The organism is Sporolactobacillus nakayamae (assembly GCF_900113325.1).
In the GTDB taxonomy this organism is placed as follows: Bacteria; Bacillota; Bacilli; order Bacillales; family Sporolactobacillaceae; genus Sporolactobacillus; species Sporolactobacillus nakayamae.
In genome coordinates this window covers 48,986-66,925 of the sequence record NZ_FOOY01000020.1, presented here as the reverse complement: position 1 = coordinate 66,925, position 17,940 = coordinate 48,986, and the positions used below count along the sequence as shown (strand labels likewise).

19 protein-coding genes and 1 pseudogene are annotated in these 17,940 nt (G+C 41.5%); 14 read left to right on the top strand and 6 right to left on the bottom strand.

Annotated elements, in window-relative coordinates:
• The first annotated feature begins 148 nt into the window (after positions 1 to 148).
• The 13 genes and pseudogenes from BM003_RS13090 (at position 149) to BM003_RS18120 (ending at position 10,789) form a co-directional block, all read left to right on the top strand.
• Complete coding sequence (locus BM003_RS13090; RefSeq protein WP_093673805.1) at positions 149 to 1,084, top strand: site-specific integrase; 936 nt, start codon at positions 149 to 151, stop codon at positions 1,082 to 1,084.
• Positions 1,071 to 2,048: a tyrosine-type recombinase/integrase gene (locus BM003_RS13085; RefSeq protein WP_093673803.1), complete on the top strand. Its 978-nt coding sequence runs from the start codon at positions 1,071 to 1,073 to the stop codon at positions 2,046 to 2,048. The genes BM003_RS13090 and BM003_RS13085 overlap by 14 nt, the downstream gene beginning before the upstream one ends.
• A gap of 2 nt (positions 2,049 to 2,050) precedes the next feature.
• Positions 2,051 to 3,061, top strand: a complete 1,011-nt coding sequence (locus tag BM003_RS13080; RefSeq protein WP_093673801.1) for a tyrosine-type recombinase/integrase — start codon at positions 2,051 to 2,053, stop codon at positions 3,059 to 3,061.
• Positions 3,062 to 3,148: 87 nt separating this feature from the next.
• Positions 3,149 to 3,982: pseudogene (gene tnpC, locus BM003_RS13075) on the top strand (IS66 family transposase); the annotation flags it as partial.
• A 220-nt stretch (positions 3,983 to 4,202) separates the two neighbouring features.
• Positions 4,203 to 6,113 carry a BglG family transcription antiterminator gene (locus tag BM003_RS13070; protein WP_093673799.1) on the top strand — a complete coding sequence of 637 codons (1,911 nt, stop codon included), beginning with the start codon at positions 4,203 to 4,205 and terminating at the stop codon, positions 6,111 to 6,113.
• Positions 6,114 to 6,127: 14 nt separating this feature from the next.
• A complete protein-coding gene (locus tag BM003_RS13065) occupies positions 6,128 to 6,583 on the top strand; it encodes a PTS sugar transporter subunit IIA (protein ID WP_093673797.1) in 456 nt (151 codons plus the stop codon).
• Positions 6,584 to 6,596: 13 nt separating this feature from the next.
• Positions 6,597 to 7,943 (top strand): PTS galactitol transporter subunit IIC, encoded by a 1,347-nt coding sequence (locus BM003_RS13060; RefSeq protein WP_093673795.1) that lies wholly within the window; start codon positions 6,597 to 6,599, stop codon positions 7,941 to 7,943.
• A gap of 2 nt (positions 7,944 to 7,945) precedes the next feature.
• Complete coding sequence (locus tag BM003_RS13055) at positions 7,946 to 8,236, top strand: PTS sugar transporter subunit IIB (protein WP_093673793.1); 291 nt, start codon at positions 7,946 to 7,948, stop codon at positions 8,234 to 8,236.
• Between the two features lie 8 nt (positions 8,237 to 8,244).
• A complete protein-coding gene (locus BM003_RS13050) occupies positions 8,245 to 8,775 on the top strand; it encodes a YjbQ family protein (RefSeq protein ID WP_177184790.1) in 531 nt (176 codons plus the stop codon).
• Position 8,776: 1 nt separating this feature from the next.
• Positions 8,777 to 9,388: a KpsF/GutQ family sugar-phosphate isomerase gene (locus BM003_RS13045; protein ID WP_093673789.1), complete on the top strand. Its 612-nt coding sequence runs from the start codon at positions 8,777 to 8,779 to the stop codon at positions 9,386 to 9,388.
• Positions 9,381 to 10,037: a ribulose-phosphate 3-epimerase gene (locus BM003_RS13040; RefSeq protein WP_093673787.1), complete on the top strand. Its 657-nt coding sequence runs from the start codon at positions 9,381 to 9,383 to the stop codon at positions 10,035 to 10,037. Before BM003_RS13045 ends, BM003_RS13040 begins: the two co-directional genes overlap by 8 nt.
• A gap of 5 nt (positions 10,038 to 10,042) precedes the next feature.
• The gene (hxlB, locus tag BM003_RS13035; RefSeq protein ID WP_093673785.1) at positions 10,043 to 10,591 is read left to right on the top strand and encodes a 6-phospho-3-hexuloisomerase; all 549 of its coding nucleotides are present in this window, start codon (positions 10,043 to 10,045) and stop codon (positions 10,589 to 10,591) included.
• 66 nt (positions 10,592 to 10,657) lie between these two features.
• The gene (locus tag BM003_RS18120; protein ID WP_281242910.1) at positions 10,658 to 10,789 is read left to right on the top strand and encodes a hypothetical protein; all 132 of its coding nucleotides are present in this window, start codon (positions 10,658 to 10,660) and stop codon (positions 10,787 to 10,789) included.
• 77 nt (positions 10,790 to 10,866) lie between these two features.
• Here the strand turns inward: BM003_RS18120 and BM003_RS13030 are convergent, their stop codons facing one another.
• The 6 genes from BM003_RS13030 to BM003_RS13000 all read right to left on the bottom strand — a co-directional run bounded on the left by BM003_RS13030 (position 10,867) and on the right by BM003_RS13000 (position 16,809).
• The gene (locus tag BM003_RS13030) at positions 10,867 to 11,169 is read right to left on the bottom strand and encodes a DUF4176 domain-containing protein (protein WP_093673783.1); all 303 of its coding nucleotides are present in this window, start codon (positions 11,167 to 11,169) and stop codon (positions 10,867 to 10,869) included.
• 49 nt (positions 11,170 to 11,218) lie between these two features.
• Positions 11,219 to 11,749, bottom strand: coding sequence for a hypothetical protein (locus tag BM003_RS13025; RefSeq protein WP_093673781.1), 531 nt, complete (start codon positions 11,747 to 11,749; stop codon positions 11,219 to 11,221).
• Between the two features lie 17 nt (positions 11,750 to 11,766).
• Positions 11,767 to 13,257, bottom strand: coding sequence for a T7SS effector LXG polymorphic toxin (locus BM003_RS13020; protein ID WP_093673779.1), 1,491 nt, complete (start codon positions 13,255 to 13,257; stop codon positions 11,767 to 11,769).
• A gap of 295 nt (positions 13,258 to 13,552) precedes the next feature.
• A complete protein-coding gene (locus tag BM003_RS13015) occupies positions 13,553 to 14,146 on the bottom strand; it encodes a sigma-70 family RNA polymerase sigma factor (protein WP_093673777.1) in 594 nt (197 codons plus the stop codon).
• Positions 14,147 to 15,467: 1,321 nt separating this feature from the next.
• Positions 15,468 to 16,061 carry a sigma-70 family RNA polymerase sigma factor gene (locus BM003_RS13005; RefSeq protein WP_093673773.1) on the bottom strand — a complete coding sequence of 198 codons (594 nt, stop codon included), beginning with the start codon at positions 16,059 to 16,061 and terminating at the stop codon, positions 15,468 to 15,470.
• 442 nt (positions 16,062 to 16,503) lie between these two features.
• On the bottom strand, positions 16,504 to 16,809 hold the full coding sequence (locus BM003_RS13000; RefSeq protein WP_093673771.1) for a hypothetical protein: 306 nt from the start codon (positions 16,807 to 16,809) through the stop codon (positions 16,504 to 16,506).
• Between the two features lie 460 nt (positions 16,810 to 17,269).
• Between BM003_RS13000 and BM003_RS12995 the strand changes: the two genes are divergently transcribed.
• Positions 17,270 to 17,773, top strand: a complete 504-nt coding sequence (locus BM003_RS12995; protein WP_093673769.1) for a hypothetical protein — start codon at positions 17,270 to 17,272, stop codon at positions 17,771 to 17,773.
• Positions 17,774 to 17,940: the final 167 nt, after the last annotated feature.

Genomic DNA, 17,940 nt, shown 5'->3' with positions numbered 1-17,940 from the left:
TTCATCTTATGAAGAGTCATTTATTATGTTGAGTCACTCTTATTTAATTTAAAAAGGTCGCTGTACGCCTGGTATTTGGGTACAGTTTATGGAAATATAACTTAACATAACATTTTGATGCTATCTTTAGAATGGGAGGTGCATCAAAATGCATGCAAAAACGACGAAAATTCTCCTAAGGTATGAGACCTATTCGGATATCTTAGAAGATTACCTGAACCTAGAGGAATTCAGAAAACTATCCCCACTGACTATTTCATCCAAAAGAATCACGATTATTTCTTTTATGAATCATCTTGGCGATAGTAACGTAAGAAATTTCCAGAACTGTAATCAAAGTAATGTTACCGGTTATTTATCTTCCCTTTCCAAATTATCTTCTTCCACTATAAGTGGACGCACGTTTATTTTGCGTCACTTCTTTAATTTTTTACACACCAGAAACCTTACCCTGTTCTCAGGCAATGAACTATTTCCAGTCATATTTACCAACAAACGTGAACGTATACTTTCATTTTATTCCATTGAGGAAATCAGACGAACCATTTCTTCCGTAGACAGAGGCACATCTTATGGAAAAAGGGACTTTGTCGTTTTGCTACTCGCTGCGGAACTTGGTATCCGTTCCAGTGACATCATCCGATTAAAAATGTCGGATATCCATTGGGAACGCAATACAATTGAGGTTGTTCAGTATAAGACTAAGACTTTCAATCAGTTACCATTGTTGGAAAATATCAAATATGCATTAATTGATTACATTAAAAATGAACGTCCCAAAACAAACTCAGATTACATTTTTATTGGCATTAAAAATGGTGGGAAACCTTTGACTAATTCTTGTATACATCATGTGGTCTCTAAGTATTTCATAAAGGCTAACATTGATATTTCGGAGCGAAAACATGGTCCACATGCTATGCGACATTCTTTGGCAAGCAACATGCTCCATAACAACACTCCGATGCATGTAATTAAGGAAGCATTAGGGCACTCGAACATCAACACCACGAGAATGTATCTTAATATTGATATTGATGCTTTAAGACAATTTGCTTTGGAGGTGCCTTGTGAAACAATATGATACCTTCAATTTTCCTAAGGCCTACCGTGACATTGCTTTGGAGTATGTAAATTATAAACAGTCCCTAGGATTCAAGTATTCGTACGTTGAACAGTCAAAAGTAAACAGGATGCTTCGTTTTATATATGCTCATTCGAAATCAGATCCTATACTGGCTTTACAACCAGAACTGGTTAAAGCATATGCAACAAAAAATGACAATGAAAGTGCCAGAACCCTTCATACAAGGCAATCTCATATAAGACAGTTTGCCTTATTCTTAAACTTGAGAGGTATATCCGCCTTTGTCTACCCGAAGGAGCTCGTTAAAGTTTCAAAAAATTTTGTCCCATATATTTTTACCCAAGATGAAATGAACCGAATCCTTCGGGAAGCTGACGCAATCAAACCAAACAAGAATAAATTTGTAAACACCCCTTATATATATCCTGCGGTAATCCGTGTGTTATATGGATGTGGTTTACGTGTGAGTGAAGCTCTTGCTCTCAAATGTGAACACGTTGATCTAGATAACGGAATTCTTGTCGTTATGAAGGGAAAAAATAATGTTTCCCGATTAGTTCCAGTATCTGGATCACTAAGACAGTATTTATCTATCTATAATTCAAAGGTTGTGAGAATGGGAAATCCACACTTTTTCCCAGCACTTCACAAGGAAAGATATTCTCCAACAACGATCAGGAATCAGTTTAGAAGGCTGGAGGAGAAAGCTGGCATATCCCAGTTAAGTACCGGAAGGTACCCGCGAGTCCACGATCTAAGACATACCTTCAGTGTCCATGCCCTAGAACAAATGATTCGTAAAGGTATGGATCCTTATTGCTCACTTCCAATCCTCAGCACCTATCTTGGTCACAAAGGTGTGGAATCGACAGAAAAATATCTGCGTTTAACTAAACAGTACTTTATTGATATCCTTCAGTTTAGCCACGAAAATGCAGAAAAGATCTTTCCGGAGGTGTAATTATGCGCAAAAAGGAATTATCTTATTATGTTACCAGCTTCTTTACTGAATATCTTAGTGGAGAGGCAGGCCTGTCAATCAATACCATTAAATCATACAGGGATGCATTCATACTTTTCTATAAGTATCTTGAAGAAGCTGGCATCTGCAAGATCAGTAAACTTAAAATGGATATGTTGAATGCAGATAATATAACTGGATTTTTGGATTGGCTGGAACAATCGAGATGTTGCAGTATTCGTTCAAGAAACCAACGCCTTGCGGCGTTAAAAGCTTTCTGTAGCTATGTCATACGCCGAAGCCCGGAGGAAAGTGCCTTGTGTCAGGGAGTCTTAAAAATACGTATAAAGAAAGCACCACAGAAATCTGTCGAATATCTAAGTGGAGCAGCCATTGAATATCTCCTCAAAATGCCTAACAGTCATTCTATGCAAGGTATTCGCGAGCTTGCAATGATTGCTTTAATGTACGAATCGGGTTGCAGAGTTCAGGAACTCATAGATTTAAGAGTTGGTGACATTGCCTTTCGAAGTCCAAACACGCTTACTCTAACAGGAAAAGGAAATAAATCAAGAGTGGTCCCTATAAGTATCAATGCCGCGAACATTCTAAAAGCTTATTTGAATTCCGCCGGTATTGATGACACGGTTCACCCAGTATTTGTTAACAGATATAATAAAACCTTGTCAAGGTCAGGAGTGTCCTATGTACTTGATAAATATGGACAAATAGCACACAAAGCAAGATCAGATTTATTTCCGTCTAAGCTACATCCGCATATATTGAGACATTCCAAAGCAATGCATCTTCTTGAAAATGGAGTGAACCTCATATATATTAGGGATTTTCTTGGACACTCATCAGTTACCACAACGGAAATTTATGCAAGATGTAGTCCTGAACTGAAGAGAAAATATATTGAGCAGGCTGGTACTCTAATTACCGAGACTGTAGAAGAATACAGTGATGGTGAAAAAGAAGCATTAATTGACTGGCTTCGGGAAAATATCTAAATAATTATGTTGAGTGGTTACGCCTTATACCTCGTGTCCGCGCGGCATGGTAACCCTCAACTTTACATAATATATCACTCTACATAAGATGAAACCACGTTGCAGGTTTTGAAAGAACCCGGACGTTCAGCGACCTCGACGTCCTATCTATGGCTCTATCGAACCGGAACCCAGGGTCCGCCCATCGTTTTGTATGATTATCAAACGACGCGAGCGAGTAAACATCCCGTTCGGTTCTTGGCTGAATTTAAAGGTTATCTCCACGTGGATGGCTACGCCGGTTATCATGCGCTTAAAAACGTCACCTTGGTCGGATGCTGGGCGCATGCGCGAAGAAAATTCAGTGAGGCCCTAAAAGCCTTGCCGGATTCAGCTAAAGATTCGGCTGTCCTCGCTAAAGAAGGGCTTGCGTACTGTAATCGATTATTTAAAATTGAACAAGACCTCAAAAAGTCTGATGCTTCCGATAAAGAACGTTACCAAACACGTCTCAAGCTGAGCGAGCCTATCGTTGAGGCTTTTTCAGCATGGCTGAAAAAGCAGGCTCCTCGAGTTCTTCCTAAAAGTGCTTTAGGTCGAGCCATTCATTATTGCCGGACACAATGGGATAAGCTCGTTGCCTTTTTACAAGATGGCCGTTTGGAGCTGGATAACAATCGAGCTGAGCGTTCGATCAAGCCTTTTGTGATGGGACGAAAAAACTGGCTATTTAGCAATACGCCAAGAGGCGCTGTAGCCAGCAGCACCATTTACAGTCTCATCGAAACAGCCAAAGAAAATGGTTTGATTCCGTTTCAATACCTCAGCTATTTATTTGAACAGTTGCCCAATCTTGAAGACCAGACCAATGAGACGCTTGATGAGCTACTCCCCTGGTCCTCAAGTCTTCCAGACTACTGCAAATTATCTTCCCAATCATAAATCATGCCCACACCTAGTCAAAGTTGTGGGCCATTTGACGCTTACAGCGGGATAAGTGTAACCGTCAAGCATCGATAACAATTACGATAAAGTTTCAAATTGATTTCAGTGTAAAGCCTGAAAATCCGGCAATAGTTAAAAGTTCCACAAGTTAATGGCTTTAAATGTAATCGCATACATGTTCCTCTAGTGGTACATTTCTATATGAGGAGGGTAGTTCATGAACAAAAGACAAGTCGACTTGCTAATCAATTTAAGTTCATCTGGAATATTCATTCCCGCAAAAGATCTTGCGGATAGTTTCCACGTATCAACCAAAACGATATACAAAGATGCTGATACGCTCCTCAATACATTAAAGAGCACATCTCTCAAGTTAGATGTGAAAAGGGGGTTGGGTTTACGAATTCAAGGAACAATCTTAGAACGTGAACGTATAATTCGGAAATTTATGGATGCTAGTGAGCGCAAAACACAGGTAGAAGAGTTTAGCCCAAGGCAACGGCGTATTGCACTGGCCAAAGAGATTATTTTAGAGGGCAAACAGCTGACGCTAAAGGAACTGTCTGAACGTTGGTGGATTAGCAAAACCTCCATTCTGAATGACGTTGATCGGATTAATAGCACAATTGAAACGTCATCTTTGCAGATCTGTTCTAACGGTTCTGAGTTGATTGCGATTGGAGAAGAAGAAAACATCCAAACTGCCGCAGCAACTTTCATTGTAGATGCTTCTGAATCGAGAAAAGCTGGGGAGGTCACATATTTTTCACTGTTCTTCCCCAAAAAGGTTGTACAAAGTGTCTTAACAATATTTGATCCAGACAAACCGTGGTATGTTGAACTACCAAGCTATTACAAATTTGCTCTTCAGGTGATTTCGCTAGTTCAAACGCAACGTGCATGTTTTGGCTTCCATTTTACTGATCAGTTAAAGTCTACTCTTACGGGCTCTGCAAAAGCAGCTGAAACGATCTTGAACCAAATCAGTCAAGCACTGCGTCTTCAATTCACTATCGCTGACAAAGAATGGCTCGCACGAAATCTCTCAGCTTACCGGATGAGTAACGACTCCGCTCCGGCAGACCAGAACTACCAACCGATCATCGATGAATTAATTGCGCGTATGGAAGATGTTCAAGGAATGCCATTTTTAAACAAAGTACGCCTTGAGAAACAACTCATGTACCACATTCCAGCAATGATTCTTCGCCTTAAGCAAGGTTTGTTGGTTAAGAATCCGCTGTTTAAAGACATTAAAACACAGTATCCTGCCTTGTTTGGAATGACTTGGTACGCAATCTCGTTTCTTGAAGAACGTTACCAGATAACACTAAGTGATGATGAAGTATCGTTTATTACTATTTACTTTCACGTTGCGATTAATCAGTCGATTCCAATTCGTCGTGTGTTGGTCATTTTCAATCAGCATGGTCAACTACGTGATTATGTTATGGGTCAGATCAAGCATCTCTTGCCGGATGGTACCCTGTTTTTGAGGACGAATCTCACAACTTTTAAGTCAATTGATTTATCAGATGTTGGTTTGATCGTTGGTGTCAATATTCCAGGGCTTGTTTCTAAAGTGCCTTTTATTAGGATCTCCCCACTATTTGATGCAAATGATCAGGAAAAGTTACTCAAAGCTTACGCATCCTACTTGATTCGGCCGCAGTCAAGTAATGAGGAACAACATTATCCTGTACTCAGTAAATTAGGGGATTCAAAGTTGATCTTCTGGAAAGACTCCGTCAAAGACCGAAAAGAAGCCTTACAGTTCCTGATTAAGGTCTTGGAGAATAATGGTGGAGTTACCCATGAGTTCGGTAAATCACTACTTCGAAGAGAACGGCTTGGACCTACCGAAATCGAAAGTGGTGTTGCCTTGCCTCATGCAGCTCCAGAAACGGTTAATCGTCTTTCGGTTGCCTTTTTGATTCTCAACAGGCCTGTCAAATGGAACAGCACAAATGTGTTTGTGGTGATCTTGATTTGTGTACCCAATAAGTCAATCACGATTTACCATGATTTGGTGTTAGATATATATCGCCTAGTTGAAAACAAGACAAGAGTCCAAATGATTGTAGGTCTTCAAGACACGGAAGACCTGTTGGACTTGATCAACAGTTAGAAAGGAGGAGTGTTATGTTTTTTGACCGTGACATTATGCTATTTCACCAAGAAGCAGAGGATTCAACGGATATTATCTCGCGTATAGCTATCAGATTAACAGAAGCGGGCATCGTTAAGCGTGACTTCGGTAAACACGTGCTTGAACGTGAAGCAACTTATCCTACGGGATTAAAGACAAAAGCACTTGGGGTAGCTATTCCACACACTGATTCTAAATATGTTAATCAATCACAAATTGCCTTTGCATCGCTGAAAAAGCCGATTAGCTTTAAAGATATGACGGATCCGGACAAAAAAGTGGAAGTTTCACTGGTATTCATGATTGCAATGAGTAAGCCTCACGACCAAATGACGCTCCTAAGCAATCTGATGGCGGTTTTCCAAAATGAAAACGCTCTAATTAAATTACTTCAAAGCGATGATGTTGCCGAAGTAAAGCAAGTCTTGAAAACAAACAATATCGAGTAGGGAGGCAATAGAAATGATAGCTTATGCGATTCATTGGTTTATCAATCTAGGTTCAACCGTATTTATTCCGATCATTATTTTTGCACTGGGGCTTTGTGTACGTTTAAAACCATCAAAAGCATTTCTTTCAGGTATTACCATTGGCGTTGGATTCATCGGATTGAACATGGTGGTGAACCTGCTTCAGACTTCATTGGGACCTGCTATTAAGCTCATGGTAACCCGGTACGACCTGTCATTAAGCATCATTGATCTTGGGTCTGGTCCCGGGGGCCCATTGGCATTTTCATCAACCATGGGTGTCTTGATTATCCCAATAGCCTTTGGGTTAAACCTGATTTTGGTTTGGCTGGGGCTGACTAAGACGCTAAACATTGACGTTTGGAACCTGTGGCAACCAACCTTTATCGGTTTGATGATATGGGGCGTCACCGCCAACTACCTGTTTGGTGTGCTTGCAATGGTCGCTGCATTCTTGATGCAATTATTGTTGGCGGACTTAACGCAACCTATGGTCAGCAAGTTTTTTGGCCTTCCGGATATTTCAGTCACACACTTAATGGCGCTATCACCGGTTCTTTTAGCTTTACCACTGAATTGGGTGTTTGATCGAATCCCTGGCTTCAACAAAATTGATGCCAGCCCGGAAAAAATTGAGAAGCGCTTTGGTGTGTTTGGCGATCCACTTGTCATTGGTTTGATTATCGGTATTGGCATTGGGATCCTTGCTGGCTATGACGTTTCTAAGACTGCTGGTCTAGGGATGGAAATGGCCGCTGTCTTGAAACTATTGCCAAAGATGATTTCAATGTTTATGGAAGCGCTGACACCAATTGCCGAAGCAACTCAAGCGTTTACTCAAACGCACTTGCATGGCAAGACCGTAAACATTGGGATGGACGCTGCATTGACGGTTGGCCATCCGGCAGTTACGTCTACGAGTTTGTTGATGATCCCGGTCGCATTGTTCCTAGCTGTTATCTTGCCAGGCAACAAAGTGTTACCTTTTGGTGACCTAACATTGTTCGTCTTCGTGTTCACCATCATGGTTTCCGCTTTCCGTGGCAACATCATCCGTTCTTTGATTGGAGGGGCAGTTTACACGATTCCGATGCTTTATCTATCCACTTGGTTGGCACCGACAGTTACTAAGGCATTTCAGTTGGCTAATTACAATATCGGCAGCAAAGGTACCGTATCCTTCGTTTCGGCTGGTTTGTGGCCAAATGCTTTGATGGTTTGGACCGGACAGCATTTAAGTGTCATTGGTATTATCGTTATCATCGGCATATTGTTAGGTCTCTTGTATTACGTGAACATCATTAAGAAGTTTAATTCTCAAGAAAAAGAGGTCGGTTAATCATGAAAAAGATGTTGATTATGTGTGGTGCAGGTCATGCGACTTCAACAGTTGTTCGGGCAAAGGTAGAAAGTTGGTTGAAAAAGGAAGGATTGGTTAGCCAAGTCTCAATTAAACAATCAGCAATTGGTGATGAAGTAACTAACATTTCTAACGGTAATTATGACATCGTTGTTAGCACCACAGTTGTTCCAAATGAAATCAAAGACAAGGTTATCAATGGTGTTGCACTGTTGACTGGCTTGGGTGCAGATAAAGTTTTTAGTGCGGTCAAAAAAGAAATCGAAGCATAAAAGTGAGGATGTGTCAGGAATTGACGGCTTATTTTAAAGATTTTGTGATTAGTACTGTGGCAGACCGTCCTTCTTATCACAATGTCACGGAACAAGTAGAGCAAGCCATTGACAAAAGTAAAATTAAGAATGGAATCTGTTTAGTACAAACAGCTCATACCACCTGTTCAGTCTATTTTGACGAGTATATGCATGATAGCAACTACTACGGGGATGATTATCTTCATGTCGACATTAACCATGTTCTAGACAAGATCGTTCCTCGGCAATCCACAGAAAATTACCCATATCTAAGCCCTGGCCCTAAGCACATTGCCTATGGGATGAAGAAAAATGACCCGGCTTACCCGGCAGTCGAGTGGACCATGTTAAACACTGATGGACACATTCGCGCAGACTTGTTGGGTAACAGTGTAACTTTAGGCATTAAGGACGGCAAGCTAATGAGGGGCTCGGTTGGATCAATCTTCTTTGTAGATTTTGATCAAACACGAAAAAGGGATCGCACCGTCAGCGTTGTGATTCAAGGGGATGAATGATATGGATCAAAACGATAAAAAAATCAATTCTTTATTCACGCTGGAAGGTGAAGAGATTGCGAAGTTGAGCCAATCCATTTCACATGATTCGCTGCAGTCTTTGGTTGAGCTCATAGAAAAGACCAAGGGCAACATTTTTCTAACTGGTTGTGGAACGTCAGCAATGGCGGCAAATAAGGCTGTTCACACACTACGTGTTGTTGGCATCAGCGCTTTCTTCATGAATCCATCCGATGCCGTACATGGCGCTTTGGGCGCAGTTAAGAAAGATGACGTTATGATCTTTATTTCAAAAGGTGGCAGTACCAAAGAGCTAACCTCTTTTGTGGAGAATGTCGCGACTAAAGGTATTTCAATTGTGACTATTACTGAAAACCCGGATTCGTTTCTTGCACAACACTCGAATCTTGTCGTAAACGTTCATGTCGATCGTGAGCTTGATGCGTTCAACCTCCTGGCAACTGTCAGCACCATGGCAGTCATCTCGATCTTTGACGTGGTGGCGTCTTTGGTCATGGAAAACACGGACTATTCACGAAAGGACTTTCTCTTGAATCATCCTTCTGGAGCAGTTGGTGAGAAACTTCGAAAGGAGACAACAACACATGAGTAATACCATCTATCCATCAATCCTTGATGCAACCCCAGACAAGATGATGAGTCTACTAGACTTGTTTAAAAAAACAAATATTAACGGATTGCACATTGACATGATGGATGGTCATTACGTGCCGGATATGGGCTTAAACGATCGTCTGCTCTCATGGCTACACGCCAACACCAACTTCTTTTTAGATGTTCATTTGATGGTAACACAGCCTGAAGCTCTGCTAGACACCGTTATTAAAGCCGGTGCGTCAAGCGTGACAGTACACTCAGATGCACATGGAGATCTATTCTATATTGCGCAGCAGCTTGATGAGGCTGGTGTTCAATTCGGTGTGGCACTCAGCCCATCGAGAGGCGTATCAAGTATTATGCCAATTCTTCCGCATTTGGATCGTGTCTTGGTGATGACGACCGCTCCAGGTCACCGTGCCTCTCACTTTCTGTTGGGGATGGCTGAAAAAGTCGAAGAACTTAATAATATTCGTCAGGAGCACGACTTGCAGTTCGAAATCGAAATAGACGGCGGCATTACGGATCAGACGTTGAGAAAATTGAAAGAAGCTAGTGCACATGTTGATGAGTATGTCTCTGGTGGTTATATTGTCAAAGCTGAAAACCCAGAACAAAATATTTTGTCTTTACTGGGGGTCTGAGAAACGTGAATAATCCAAGTCAGAATTTCAAACTCATTCTGAGTGAGATCTCGGATGTCCAATTGGACTCTATCGCACTACAGAAACTGCTCTCTGCGATCCAAGAGGTAGATGCAATATTTCTTGATGGTCGCGGGCGTTCAAGACTCGTAGCAAAGATATTTGCCAACCGGTTGTTGCATTTGGGCTTAAAACCCCATGTGATTGGTGAAATCAGCTGCCCGCCTATCCAGACGGGAGATCTTTATCTCATAATATCTGGTTCTGGCAATAGTTCCGCATTACTGGAAAACCTTAGGAAGGTCCACAAACTTGGCGGGAAAACAGCTGTTGTCACCACCAATATAAACTCGAAACTTGCTCAGGAAACAGACATCAGCGTGCTCATCCCAACGGATACGAAGTTTTCCAAGGAACGCACCTCAAAACAACCAATGGGTGCACTTTTTGAACAGACGGCATTTATCACACTTGAAACAGCTGTATTGTCGTTAACTCAAACCCTTGGCAGAGACGAAAATTTTATGGAAGCTCACCACGCCAATATTGAATAGGAATTTGCTTGTTTCAATACTTCCTCATAGGAAGATCACTATCGTTACGCCACAGCATTCTGCTAAGTGGCGTTTTTTTTCATTGCAGGCCATAGTAAAGCGGCTTCACTGTTTAAGGCAGTCAACTGGCTGTTGGATGATCTGTCCATCCAGCAGCGTCAGGCACATAAAGAAATCACGGCGTACACACTTCTCTGATTTTCAAAGATAGGAGAGACAGGATGCGCGTCTTCGATTTGGATTAAAAATGGAAAACCGAACGGAGTCAACCACACCTACTTGACACTTACCTCTATTTTAAATCTTTCATAAGGGATATCTTTCATTTTTAACTGATACTGTTTTTGAAATAATTCCTCTTCTTCATCTATATAGCCCTCAAAATATATTTCTTCTATATTTTCATGATTAAAGAAGTAGACCTGTTCTTCGACTTTACCGGTTGGATAGATACAAGCTGAATAATCAAAGTATCCGATGATCCCATTTTTATTGTATAGTGGGGCACGATTTAAAATCATTAGTTTGACATCGCCATTCTTCAGACGAACGACACTTCCGATAGGCAGCACATTCATATCGTGATTTCCCCTTTCAAATTAGTTAACCATTGGTGCGGATAACTAGTTACTCATGTTTGTAAAGCTTGAATCTGTCTCGAGAGAAGCTGCATAACATATGATCAGTAAGTACAAGCATTAGGAATGATAATAAGTACCAAATAATCCAATAGGTGAGTAAAAACAAAACTAAAGCGAGTGCAAAAACGACAAGTAAACTAACGGTAACAATTAAATCCGTCTTAAGCATAGTCTTACCTGAAGTGAGATAGTCCTGAAACATCGCTTTATCAACAAATATTTCTTTTAATTCTTTAAAGTAATAAGTTTTATAAAATTTTCTACCAATGAAAAAACTTGCAATTAATTCCAAAAGAAGCAGGAGGGTCAAAATAACCGGAGAGCCCAGGGGGAGATCCAGTGATTGGATGCTTCTCAGCACAGCAAGAACCAGTGCAAAGCTTATCCAATAGATTAGTTGATTCACTTTTTTATGATAAGCCTTGTAAACTCTGCCTGAGTTTTTATCCCAAAAAAGTGTGAATCCCGGATTGTTTTTGTCCATTTCTCTATAAAAAGGTATAAGTCGACGAGTCATTTTTTCACTTCCTGTTTTCAATTGAAAGCAGATCCTAAATTTCCGAAGAAACCGGAAACTGCTTCACCAATTTCTTTGTGGTTTTCCATTACTGAGTGTACAATACTCTTTTCCATATGGGCAGCGCCTTCACCTATTTTTATGAATTGATGAGCAATTTCATCTTTATGATCATAAACCCAATCGAAAGCCATAGAACCAGCGACACCGACAGCGAATCCAATAACTGTTCCAACTCCAGGAGCAGGAACTAATGATCCGATCGCAGCACCAACCATCCCCGCTCCAAGATGCCCACCAGTCTTGATTGCGGCATCCTTGGCATCTTCTCCTCGATACATTTGCACACTAAAATCGATTGCAGAACCCACAATTGGAATTCCATAAGTAGCACCAGTTCTAATTGCACTACTTAATAAGGTTGGTGCCTCACGGATAGTGGTGGATCCGCCAGAAATTGTGGCACCAACCAATCCACGATCTACAAAATGAGTGGTATTCTTCTGTATCCATGTGATTACAGAAGAAGCAATTTGTTTTGAAGCTTCATCGGTTAGTTTTGTTTCTATAGAATTTTGTATAAAAGCGGTCCCTGTATTAAGGATTCCGGACATAATGGAATCAAGCATTTTCTTGCTGATTAAACCCTTCTTAAAATCTTCTTTTGCTTTATTCACGTAAAGTCTTAATTTTGGTTCCAGCTTCTTTGTTGTTAGACGATCTATGAGTGAAGATGTCCCAACTGTCATCTGGAGCTTTTCTTTTTGCTGTGCATTTAAACCCAGATAAAGATGATCCTTCTTTATTCTTTGTTCTTCAAGTTGATAAGCATTGCTGTGATGATATACGTCAGCGTTAAAATGCATGGGCTGAACATTTGCACCTTGGCGAGTCGAGTGAATCAGTTCTTCGTACAGCGCTTGGATATGCGGCAGATCCTCTGTGATTTGACGGTATTCATTGGTCAAGGACTGATCGAGATCCTGAACGTCGAGCACCATCTTCGCGCGTTTTTTATCTGCGGTATCAAGCTCCTGATCGACATCGTGGTTCGAAAAGATATTGATTGGTACAAGATCAGAAATACTGCTCAGAATCTTAGCGATGTCATCTCGCTGCTCGCGTACCATTTCTTTGGAACGCGCGTAGCCCATGGACAAATCATCGTTCAAGAAGGGGATATGAATTTGCGTGTCACCGCCAAGATTTTTATCTTGGATTGTTCCGGAAATACCCTGAAAATAGGCGATTTTCTTATCAATCAGCCGTATCCATGCGTCGACGACATTCACCTGCGCGGCATAGAACCTTTTGATGGCCTCTGCGCCCTTCCCCTGAAAATCAGGGCCGAGTCCTGAGATTTGTTGGAAGGCTTGGCGCAGTGTATGGAATTGGTCTCTGAGTGTTTGGTAATGTTTGGCATGTGCTTTTGCGGCTGTGATCAGCGATTCGGCATCGTAGGTTTGTGTATCGCCGGCAGAGCCTGAGCCAACCATGTTTATTATCATTTTATCACCTTCAGAATAAGAGACATTCAATGGAGCTTTATAAGAGAACGCAAAAATATAATGTGTTTCCGGAAGGAACAGGGGGAAAGTCTATTGGTTTGTACCTAGTATACAAAATGTGACCAATTGATGAACACGGCCGAAACTCCTAAAAAAATATGGGGATTTTACTGGAAAGTGAATTATCGACACCATTCGACTTCAAATACCCTGCCGTTAGGACTAGAGATCTCAACACATAAAAAATCGACCGGCTCAGCATTGTTTCTGCTGAACGGTCGATTTTTTTTACTGCTTACTTGCGTCTTTTCAATTCATCTTTTAATGGTTCCAATTTTTTACGCAAACTCTTTTTCCAGGAACGAACGGTGTGCTCGGAGACATGGGCGGCTTCGGCAATTTGCCCAGTACTCCAATCATGAAAGACGGAAAGTTTGATGTAGAGGGCCTCGCGTGGAGTAAGGGTAGGGAGATGGTCTTGGAGAATGTGCAGCATTTGCATGTTCATTGGTTCGGTTGCTTCATCGGGGATGTCATAGGAGGAGTCGCTGCTGTCGTAGGATTCACGACTTGCGTTTTTGTAGTGTTTTCGGAGGTAGTCGGAGAGTCGGCCTTCCATGGTTCGAGCAGCGAAGGCGATGAACACATGTTCTGGATCTTTGCCCGCATCGACTTTTGTGATGTCGAATTTGTCGTTGGCTTCCGAGAATGCATAACGCGCGATTTGCAGCAAGTCTTCGCGATCTGCGTGGCAGTAGAGATAGCGGGCATACCGGTTGGCATATTGAGCGGTGGTTTTCAGGATCTTTGGTTCATACTTTCGCATCAGTCTTTCGAAGGCATAGCACTCAGGTTCGAACGGGGCAGCAAAATAGTCGGTAAATGGCATAATTGTGGGGCTCCTTTCGGGGATTCAGTTTTTTTGGCGAAGCTGAATGTGTGTTACGAGGATTAAAGAGGCGGTGAAGGGGGATGAAGCAGTTCGTAGTGTATTTTTTCTCTATGTTTTCTATATAGGGGCATGGTTTAAAAATGGTGAGGAAGATCGAAAAAAATATGTAGTGGTTACATCTGTCCGGTCATTGCCGAATGTATTGTCCTTAGGACATGAGTTCAAGCGACTAATCGAGAAGTTAAAAAAGGGGCATCTCTTTATCGCGCAATCTGATTGACACGGAGATGTCCGATAAATACATAGGAGTTGTGATTAAAAGAAAGGTGTTGCGAAAGGATTCTTCTGGGTTGGGGTATTGTTCATTGATTCACCTGTTCCTGTTTGGTCACGGAGCAGGTGAGTGGGGGGATTCAGTCTGATTGTAGATCCGATCAATTATGTATTAAATGTTTTGTAGCAAAGTGGGTGGACTAAAAAATGAGCAGTCGTCTCATAACAAGGGACGGCTGCTCTACTATTATCGATCAGTCGAACGAAATGTTCGCTTGAGACATGCGTGACGTGCGTACGTTTTGATTAAATCTTTGGTATCGAATCTGTTGAGAAGTGCGACAATGCAGGTGTGCGGTGTGACTGACTAGGTGAGAAAAATCGATGTGGACTTGTTCTATGTTTCCCTGTCCGGTAAGGTGCGCGGTTGGCGCTTCGAGGAAGCGGGCAGGATCAGCAGCTGGGATCCGCCGACCATTCATGCAAGGAATTGCTTAGTTTTTACGAGGACATGCTTTGACCATGCGAGGATGTGCTAGTGAATCAAGCGCCTTATGATTCACTGAGGGTTTCTTACGACTTTATCACGTTAATGCTTCACTCACCTCCTTGTTTTCATAATACTAAATTATTCTATAAATAGGAATATTTATTTTGAAAAATTAGATAGTTAATACCTGCCTGTTCACAAATTTGACAAAATAATGCGATAATACTAGGTCTATATAATTACTTGTATGGATGCATTTGGTCATAAGAAATCCAGACAACATAATGGTTGTTTTTTACTGTATCTTTAAGAGAAGACTTATTTATAGATGAATTCGGCCACTGGAAAGTCTTGTGGTTTGTTTCTAGTGTACAAAATGTGACCAATTGATGAACACAGCCGAAACTCCTAAAAAAGCATGGAGATTTTGCTGGAAAGTGAATGGTCGACACCATTCGACTTCAAATACCCTGCCGTTAGTACTAAGGGGCTCAACGCATAAAAAATCGACCGACTCAGCAATGTTTATGCTTCCGGTCGATTTTTTTAAACTGCTTATTTGCGTTTCTTCAATTCATCCTTTAAAGGTTCCAACTTTTTACGTAAACTCTTTTTCCAGGAGCGAACAGTGTGTTCGGAGACATGGGCGGCTTCGGCAATTTGCCCAGTGCTCCAATCATGGAAGACGGAGAGCTTGATGTAGAGGGCTTCGCGTGGAGTGAGGGTTGGGAGGTGATCTTTGAGAATACGCAGCATTTGTATGTTCAGTGGTTCGGTAGCTTCATCGGGGATGTCATAGGATGAGTCGTTGCTATCGTAGGATTCGCGGCTTGCGTTTTTGTAGTGTTTTCGGAGGTAATCGGAGAGTCGGCCTTCCATGGTTCGAGCAGCGAAGGCGATGAACACATGTTCCGGATCTTTGCCCGCGTCGACTTTTGTGATATCGAATTTGTTATTGGCTTCCGAGAATGCATAGCTCGCGATTTGCAGTAAATCTTCGCGATCTGCGTAGCAGTAGAGGTAGCGGGCATACCTGTTGGCATATTGGCTGGTGGTTTTCAGGATCTTCGGTTCATACTTTCGCATCAGTCTTTCGAAGGCATAGCACTCAGGTTCGAACGGGGCAGCAAAATAGTCGGTAAACGGCATAAATGTGGGGCTCCTTTCGGGGATTCAGTTTTTGGGTTGAAGCTGAATGTAGTGTTACGTGGAGTAAGAGGAAGTGGCGAGGGATGAAGCAGTTCGTGGTGTTTCTTGCTCTATGTTATTTAAATAGGGAGCAAGGGTGAAAAATGGTGGGGAGGATCGAAAAAAATATGGAGAAGATATTTTTGTTCGCTTAGCGGCGAAGCTGATGAGTTGGAATGCATGGATGGTGCTAACGAAATCCCCTGCACCATCGAAAAGGTGCAGGGGATTTGATAGGAATACAAAGATACCTTTTTCAACTTTTTCAACAATGATTTTGCATCAATGTGCGGTTTGCATCGAATGATCGTGACGGTGTTTGATTAAATGTTTTGTTTTCCTGTACTGGTGACTTGATGAATGAGGTAACGCGTGAAGAAAGGTTCTGTGCTGCGCGCTGAATTCAGAAACAGTAATTTGGGTCATTGAAGGCTGTCAGGAATTTTTCCAATTCTTGGTGAATCCAGTTTTCTGCGTGGTCGGAATGGTGATGCATAGCTGCGTGGTAGCTGCGGATGAATACCGGCGGCAGCATTCCGATTAACTTTGCCGACGATCCGTCTTCATTGACCATGGACAGGTGATCCGTTTTTGCCTGATAAACCTGCTCACCGTTTTTCAGCTCAAACAGATAGTGCGTACTGCTCGTGTCCAAAGCCGAAATCGCCTCTGCACATGCATGCATAAATGCTTCTTTGCCATTGTTCATCATTACGCCTCCAATAGAATAAGATTGATCATGCTTGCGGCGGAACATTACGCCTCCGACCGCGCATAAGCTTGTTCACATCTCCGCTGCCTTCTTAAGCTTCGTCTATGCCGAACCGCCTATAAATCTATTATGCAGGGAAATAAGCAAGATACAATTACTAAATATAAGAAAAATGTGAAAAGATAGTGAATGATTACTTATCTGTGAACGAAACGCTCAGAAAAAGGGTGAAATAGGAGAGGTGCTCATGGTTTAGCTAGGGGACTTGAGTTGTGAATGGGCTTGTTGTTCATTGGTACAATCGTCGACATACAGAGGGTAAAAAAATCAATGAAAATAAGAATTTTAACAGGATATTGTCTTGTATTGTAGAATAAGATACTTAATCTAATCAGCTCTAAAGGAATCAATGAATGATTCTGCCAATGCGATTAGAAGTTAGAGGAGGGTTTTGCAAATGCTAGAACATATTATCATTACGTATAGCAGTGAAAAGGCACAAACAGGTCATGTTGATCCTGATTTCACAAAGCTGGTTTACGGGGATAGTAATCAACACGGAAACATTTTGAAAAAACATCTAACGCCCGGGTCTTACCTTTTTTTCAATACGCGTATTGGGAACAGCCGGTACATCACATCATATTTCTATGTGGAAAAACTATTGGAGAAAGAGAAAGATTTTGATGAAATAAAGGGACTGCATTGCAGCGCCCAATCCGACGAAGTGATCGTTATTGGAAGCAGAAATTTTTCTAAGATTTTGACTGCACCACTTATCTTTAATCAAGCATTATTGCAGAAAATAACTTCATACGGTGCAGATGAAGGCTATTTTGCGACCAAAGCAGCTAGTGGAGACAGTGAACTTAAAGCCATTAAGGACAAAACATTGACTCCAAAAGTAATTACGGAAAAGGAAAAGAAACTGCTTTTGGATTTGTGTGAGAATAGAGGATGATTAAAATCCTCGATCAATTTCATTTCTTTATTATTTGGTAACGAGAGCTCGCACATATGAGTGACATTGACGTGTATCAAAGGCAATGAAAGTACGAAAGAAGTGATTTCTTGAAAACAATCGCTTATTACATATCGGAGTATGGATTTGGTCATGCATCAAGGAGT